At 45.9% G+C, this 7,003-nt stretch carries 6 protein-coding genes and 1 pseudogene; 1 reads left to right on the top strand and 6 read right to left on the bottom strand.

The genetic code is table 11. The features are described 5' to 3' along the window. Nucleotides 1-1,677, bottom strand: a pseudogene (locus B3V51_RS08920) (valine--tRNA ligase); the annotation flags it as partial. Nucleotides 1,678-2,054: 377 nt separating this feature from the next. On the opposite strand from B3V51_RS08920, the gene B3V51_RS08915 reads away from it, so the two are divergent. Beyond that, nucleotides 2,055-3,206: a formate/nitrite transporter family protein gene (locus B3V51_RS08915; protein ID WP_286708291.1), complete on the top strand. Its 1,152-nt coding sequence runs from the start codon at nucleotides 2,055-2,057 to the stop codon at nucleotides 3,204-3,206. 166 nt (nucleotides 3,207-3,372) lie between these two features. Here the strand turns inward: B3V51_RS08915 and B3V51_RS08910 are convergent, their stop codons facing one another. The 5 genes from B3V51_RS08910 to B3V51_RS08890 form a co-directional block, all read right to left on the bottom strand. Continuing rightward, nucleotides 3,373-4,296, bottom strand: coding sequence for a bile acid:sodium symporter family protein (locus B3V51_RS08910; RefSeq protein ID WP_186473614.1), 924 nt, complete (start codon nucleotides 4,294-4,296; stop codon nucleotides 3,373-3,375). Between the two features lie 312 nt (nucleotides 4,297-4,608). Beyond that, nucleotides 4,609-5,142, bottom strand: coding sequence for a YbjQ family protein (locus B3V51_RS08905; RefSeq protein ID WP_212564160.1), 534 nt, complete (start codon nucleotides 5,140-5,142; stop codon nucleotides 4,609-4,611). A gap of 78 nt (nucleotides 5,143-5,220) precedes the next feature. Then, entirely contained in the window at nucleotides 5,221-5,658 is a 438-nt protein-coding gene (locus B3V51_RS08900) for a YbjQ family protein (RefSeq protein ID WP_186473610.1), read from the bottom strand. Between the two features lie 108 nt (nucleotides 5,659-5,766). Beyond that, a complete protein-coding gene (locus tag B3V51_RS08895) occupies nucleotides 5,767-6,324 on the bottom strand; it encodes a UPF0149 family protein (RefSeq protein WP_212564159.1) in 558 nt (185 codons plus the stop codon). Nucleotides 6,325-6,572: 248 nt separating this feature from the next. Next, nucleotides 6,573-6,809 (bottom strand): PA3496 family putative envelope integrity protein, encoded by a 237-nt coding sequence (locus tag B3V51_RS08890; protein WP_057761656.1) that lies wholly within the window; start codon nucleotides 6,807-6,809, stop codon nucleotides 6,573-6,575. Between the last annotated feature and the right edge of the window lie 194 nt (nucleotides 6,810-7,003).

Genomic DNA, 7,003 nt, shown 5'->3' with positions numbered 1-7,003 from the left:
ATAATGTCAAAGCCCGTGACCAAGACGCTAGTTGGGTGGAAGGTTTCTAGCACCTTTTTATCCGCAGCCGGATCAGCCCAGCCTAGTGTACTAAAGGTCCATAGACCCGAGCTAAACCACGTATCAAGTACATCATCATCTTGGCGCAATACCACATCATCGCTGAGATTGTATTTAGTGCGAACCTCCGCCTCGCTACGTGCGACATATACCTCACCTGCCGCATCGTCGTACCACGCTGGGATGCGGTGACCCCACCACAGCTGACGNNAAGGTCCACAGGGCGGAGCTGAACCAGGTGTCCAGAACGTCGTCGTCCTGTTTCAGTTCCAGGTCTGCGGCCAGATTGTGCTTCTGGCGTACTTCGTCTTCGTTGCGGCCGACATAGATGTTGCCTTCGGCGTCGTACCAGGCCGGAATCCGGTGACCCCACCACAGCTGACGGCTGATACACCAGTCTTGCAGGTCAGTCATCCATGCCATATACATGTTTTTGTACTGCGCAGGGACAAATTCAATACGACCATCTTCGACCGCATCAATCGCTTGTCCCGCCAGCTTATTGACGGCGACATACCACTGATCGGTCAACCATGGCTCAACGATCGTACCGCCACGCTCAGCACGTGGGGCTTTGAGTGCGTAGTCCTCAATGTCTTCTAGCCAGCCCTGATCGCCTGCTTGCTCAACAAGGAATTTACGCGCGGCAAAACGCTCAAGTCCTGCGTACTCGCTAGGCGTAGTCTCTAGCTCTGGCTCACGCGTTTGCAAGTCAGGATAGACTTCCATCGCTGGCAAAATGTTGGCGCGCTCATCGAGAATATTGATGAGTGGCAAGCTATGACGACGACCCAATTCATAATCGTTAAAGTCATGCGCTGGGGTAATTTTGACACAGCCTGTACCGAAGTCACTCTCGACATAGTCATCAGCGACGATAGGCACGACGCGACCCGTAATCGGTAAAGTAATGGTTTTGCCGACCAAATGTGCATAACGCTCATCGCTCGGATTGACGGCGACCGCCGTATCACCAAGGAGTGTCTCAGGACGGGTGGTGGCGACGACCAGATAGTTTTTGCCATCTTGCGTGGTCAGCTCTGTGTCCGTGAAATAATAGCGGAAATGCCACAAGCTACCTTTTTCATCGTGGTTTTCTACTTCTAAATCAGACAGCGCAGTTTGGAATTTTGGATCCCAGTTGACCAAACGCTTACCACGATAGATAAGGCCATCGTCAAACAGGCGTACGAATACTTCTTTTACCGCGTTAGACAGACCATCATCCATGGTAAAGCGCTCACGTGACCAATCAACCGAGCTACCCAAACGACGAATTTGGCTAGTGATACTGCCGCCCGACTCTTCTTTCCATTCCCACACTTTATCGATGAAATCTTCACGTGTCATATCACGGCGGCGGATGCCTTGCGCCTCCAAGCGACGCTCAACGACCATTTGGGTTGCAATACCGGCATGATCCGTACCTGGTTGCCACAGCGTGTTGTCGCCATTCATACGGTGATAACGTGTGAGCGCATCCATGATTGCATTGTTAAACCCATGACCCATATGCAGCGAGCCCGTGACATTTGGCGGTGGCAGCGCGATAGAGAACGACTCGTCTTTATCAAATGTTGGGGCAAAATAGCCGCTTTCTTCCCAGCCTTGATACATGCCTGCCTCGACTTGTGCAGGGTTATAGGCGTTTTCTAATTGATTGAGTGCCGCTTGAATAGAGGCAGTTAGGTTGTGGTTACTCATAATGGCATTATCTTTTATTGATTGAATGTGATCAAAGTTAATTGAATTAAAGAGAATATAAAAATTAGGAAAATAATGAATAGAGTGATTTTAACGCAGATAGGCAGATTTTGTTAGATGGTAAGGCAATTTATAAAGCCTGAAGGTCATTTTTCATGCCGTTATCGAACAATTAATAACCGCAATTGGTTAAACACTCAACAGAACCTACCACAGTCATGCGCTAAAATAACATCGATAGCGTTGTATCAGCTCTATCCATATACCAGCCGACCAACAGTGAGTCACCCTTGTCCCAAAATAACAGACCTAACCAAAGCCGTCGTCAGGATGCTCAGGATATCCTACCAGATAGCGCGCGCGTGAGTACCACCAGTCATTCATCTCAGGATGACGATGCAAGCGATCATCATAAAAAAGACAATATGGCGCACAGTCACACGCTACAGCACAGCCACTCTCCAGAAGACGACGATATAGATATTCATACGCATAGCCTCGCAGATGATCATATAAAGGCCACCGAAGATTTAGACAATGATGACCTGCCAGAAGAAATCAGCGACGAAGACAAAGAAACCATTAAAAAGGTCGCCGGTGATGACAATCTAAGCCAAGCGAAAAGCTATGCCAGTATCTTGGTCGAGCAAGTCATCCATGCCAAAGAAACCTTTGAACGCTCGCTTGGCTCACTGTTTACCAGCGCCTTTACGGCGGGGCTTGAGATTGGTATCAGCTTTTTTGTGATTTTATCGGCGTTTGCCTTACTTAATGATGTGCTGCCGAGTCGCTACGCGATGGTACTGTCCTCCCTGCTCTATCCGATCGGCTTTATTATCGTGGTGATTGGTCAGTCGTTATTATTCACTGAGCAGACCTCCCTCCTCAGTCTACCTGTGCTAAACAAGATTGAACCACTGCATAAGCTGCTGCGTCTATGGGGCATCGTTATCGCTGGTAATATCGTCGGTGGCTGTTTGTTTGCTGCCTTGATGATTGGTTTGGGGCTGCATATGCATCTGTTTACCGACCATGCTATCGATGCTTACGCTGAGCATATCTTGGGGTTTGAATGGTGGGTCATATTTGGTAGTGCGGTACTGGCAGGTTGGATGATGGGCGTGGCGGCATGGCTAGTCACATCTGCACGCGATACCCTTAGCCGTATTGTTTTGGTTTCCATTATCACTGGTAGTATCGGGTTTTTGGGTCTGCATCACAGTATCGTTGGCAATATCGAAGTGTTTTCAGCATTGTTGTATGGCAATACGGTCAGCCTATGGCACTATCTTATCTTTTTAATCATCGTACTGGTGGGTAATACGGTCGGCGGCGTAGTATTTGTCGCGGTACTCAAAAACCGCACGTTCTTGTTTGAAATTGAAAGAGTCAAAGAGCAGGCCGCTGAGGCAAGAGCAGAAGTAGACAGGCGCAGATTTTAGCGTTGAGCGCTGCTATCCGTATTGAATCAACCCACACACTTTAAGAAACCATGATAAATATAAAAGCCCACAATAACTCTCATCATAGAAAGTATATTGTGGGCTTATTTTATTGGGTCGTGCACTGCGTACTTAGCAATGCACTGCGGCTTACATTCTGATTAAACTACATTCTTCTTGCAGCCAATACGCTATTTTCTCTTTCGACTCTATTCGCTTTATTGTGTTGCGCGGTAAATACTCTGACCATGATACCTGCGGTTAAGAACATGATTAGCGTATAAATAGCTGGAGTCAACGACATCTTATAGTTAGCGAGCAGCGTCAATGCCATAAACATCGACAGCGTACTGTTTTGTAGCCCCACCTCCATCGTGATGGATCTTCTCTGCGCAGGATTTAGACCGAACCATTTGCTGGTGTAATAACCAAGCGCCATCGTCGATACGTTCAATATGAGCGACACAGGGCCAGTGGCAACTAAGGCCTCGACCAAAATATCTCGTTGCACATATCCTAAGAAAATTACCAAGAAGCTCAAAAATATCACCCCAAAACGAGACACCATCACCTGTGCCTTATCGGCGAAGCTTGCCGCATAGCGTTTGATGAGCATACCAATACTAACTGGCAGTATCGTCAGAGTAATCAAGCTGATCATGGTCTTGGCAACTGGCAACTGAAACTCACTACCAGCACCCATGAAGTACACGAGCGAAAAACTCAGCACGATAGGAATGGTAAAGACGGTGATAACACTGGCGATCGCCGTCATCGTGACCGAAAGCGCGACATCCCCTTTTGCCAAATAAGTAAATAAGTTAGATGTCGTGCCACCAGGACACAGTACTAGCAGCATAACGCCAACGGCATACTCAGGCTCGAGTGACATGAAAGTTGCCAAGGCAAAACCGACCAATGGCAAAAATAGTAGCTGATTGGTCAGTCCGATTGCGACTGCTTTGGGATATTTGACGACTCTTTTAAAGTCATTGGTAACTAAGGACAACCCCATTCCCATCATAATCAAAAAAATACTAATGGGAATGACTTTTGAATTGACAAACGTGACTAACTCCACACCTTCCATAACTACATCCTTGTAGATAGAACCCTTACACGGGCAGGTTTATGACAACGTTATGATGCTCAATCAGCCAATCCTGCTGATATCTTGGGTAAAAGCCACCGACATTGTCAGCGTTTTTATACGACACTTTGTACACAACACTTTTTGGAATCATCACTACTGACATACACCCGAAAAATGTCGAAACATTGAAAGTCAGTATATCGTTGTAAAAGTGTATGTATTTGATTTTTCTGACTACTGGTCAGTCAGCGTTGGGTTTTGTGCTGCGACAACCACAGAGGAGAATCTAAATAGCAGTGCTACAAGGTATTAAGAGATGCTAGGACGTGCAGAAGGTACACGTGCAGGCGATGTGTGTGTAGCAGAAACGATAGGTGTGTGATCAGTACTGATGACCGCCGTGCCATAAGCAATGGCTTCTACCATACTGCCCAATTGGTTGATGTTAGTGACTTCTAGACGTACACCATAAATATGAGTGCAGCCTTTAGCTTTCGCTTGTGTACGCATACGGACGATTGCCTCACGGCGCGCGCGATCAAGCAGGGTCTCATAGGTGGTTAGGTTTTTGCCAAAGAGACTAAGCACGCGAGCAATAATCATCTTAAAGTAATCTTGAGCTATGACCACGCTGCCCAGTACCAGCTCGCCCTCACTACCGACAGCCAGCTCAGGACGGTAGAAACGCTCGCTTGAAACTGTAATATCCCCTAACGCCTGCTCTTCTATGCTGAGCTGAGCCAAATGCTGACGCTCGTGACGTGAGCCAAAAAACCAACCAGCGGCGAATAAAAAGATAAACGGCCCATAATTGATAAGCACTTGCGTGAGTGAGTCATTCATGGGACGTTTCTCATTATAAAAATCATTACGGTTTTTAACATTGTTGTTTTTAGTGCTACAGCTTTTAAAGCGCTAAGATCAACCAAAAGGATTAAAACGCGGTAAATCCTCTGGCGCAGTCTGGACTTGAGGGTTGGGTGTTTGACCGGACGGATAGTGATTATCGCTTGGTGGGTTCTGGAACTGCTGCGATACTGGTACCGCTTTGACCGCTGTTCCATAAACAAACAGCTCAGAAGCCCCTTGTGCGATACTAGAGGTAGAGAAACGCAAGCCGACGACAGCATCAGCACCAAGCGCTTCTGCCTTGACAATCATGCGATCGATCGCTTCTTGGCGTGACTCTTCTAACAGCTCGGTATAAGCGGTCAGCTCGCCGCCAACGATGTTTTTTAGCCCAGCAAACAAGTCTTTGCCCACATGCTTTGAGCGCACCGTACTGCCATACACAACATCTAAGCGCTCGGTAATTTGATAATTAGGTAAGTGTTCAAGATTGGAGAGTTGCACAGCCATAGTAAGACCTTATCGGTGACTTATAATGTATCTAAAAGAATGACCAGAGCTGCATGATGCAGTATAAATAAAAGACAGTACTATCAGCAGTACTGTCTTTTAGAATGACTAGTCATTGGTATGAAACAACAAAAACAGCTCGGTCAAATTGCCTTCGATGCTGTTGGCCATTTGAACCATCTTATCTTCATCGCGACGCATTGCTTCTAGCTCTGGATCTTCATCATCAATGCCGCTTAATACAATCATTGGTAAGGTCAACACAGCCACGTCTTCTGCTGTCTCTTCGTCTTCAAACCAATCACTTGCTTCATCGCCATACATGGCATCAATAAAACCAATCGACCAAGCCACAATATCTGACTCATCTGAAAAATCAACCGCCACTTCTTCGTCACCAGCATCTTCACCAAATGGCAGCTCAATCGGAGTCTCGTTTTTTAGCTCAGCCATGATCGAGTCACGCCAGCGCTGAATACCATCGATGACGTTTTCTGGAATCTCACTCACATGACCCTCAAAAAGCGCGTCCATCCAGTTAGGGAGTGGGCGACCAATGACCGTCGCTGTCAAAAACCCATGCGCGGCGACACTATCGAGCACGAACTGGCTCTCTTGGTTGTCCAAATAATCGAGCAGTTCATCAAAACTTAATTGGTTATTCATGGCTTAACAGTCCTTGAGAGATAGCCAACGTCAATCACAGTGATCGATCGGTTAAAGGCAAAAGGGTTTTAAAACAAAGGCTGCTTGAATAGTGAAAAACAAGCAGCCTTTACAACGTAAATATCATTCAATAGAGCGGGTTACACACGTTTATAAAAAGTAATAAGCATCTGGCAACCTATATGACTGATTAGATGATGGTCAATCATTAGAGGACTTTAGTCAGCTTAGACAATGATGCCAATGAATTAAAAATCGTCGTCATCCCAATCATCACCATCTTCATCAAAATTGTCTATATCATCTAGATCATCTTTTAATTCTTTAGCCAAACGCTTCTCTTCTAACAAATTATCGATCAGTCGACGCTTCTCAAGACTACTTAAACGCGTACGTACACTTGTCTCAGCTTCTTCAACCATCTTTGCGTCATCATCGTCGACAAAATCATCATCAAAATCGTCGTCAATATCAGCGTCACTCATGACAAACTCCTATCATTTTTAGGCAAGGGTATTAAAAACACATCAATATATATGCCTTATAAAGTCTCTATTGAATGTTGTCAATCCTTTTTCTTAATATGTCACATTTCAGCCTGAGTACCAAGACTATGATACCAGTTATATAATGGACAATTGTAGTATAAATGACCCATATTAGGGCGTGTTGAACATTC

The organism is Psychrobacter sp. UBA2514, from assembly GCF_002341255.1.
GTDB lineage: Bacteria > Pseudomonadota > Gammaproteobacteria > Pseudomonadales > Moraxellaceae > Psychrobacter > Psychrobacter pacificensis.
Note: the sequence above shows the minus strand (reverse complement) of the source record. Positions and strands in the feature narration are given on the sequence as shown.

Bases quoted from the DNA above. Each gene is read 5' to 3' on its own strand.
- B3V51_RS08910 (WP_186473614.1), bottom strand. From the start codon at position 4,296: ATGGAAGGTGTGGAGTTAGTCACGTTTGTCAATTCAAAAGTCATTCCC.
- B3V51_RS08905 (WP_212564160.1), bottom strand. From the start codon at position 5,142: ATGAATGACTCACTCACGCAAGTGCTTATCAATTATGGGCCGTTTATC.
- B3V51_RS08900 (WP_186473610.1), bottom strand. From the start codon at position 5,658: ATGGCTGTGCAACTCTCCAATCTTGAACACTTACCTAATTATCAAATT.
- B3V51_RS08895 (WP_212564159.1), bottom strand. From the start codon at position 6,324: ATGAATAACCAATTAAGTTTTGATGAACTGCTCGATTATTTGGACAAC.
- B3V51_RS08890 (WP_057761656.1), bottom strand. From the start codon at position 6,809: ATGAGTGACGCTGATATTGACGACGATTTTGATGATGATTTTGTCGAC.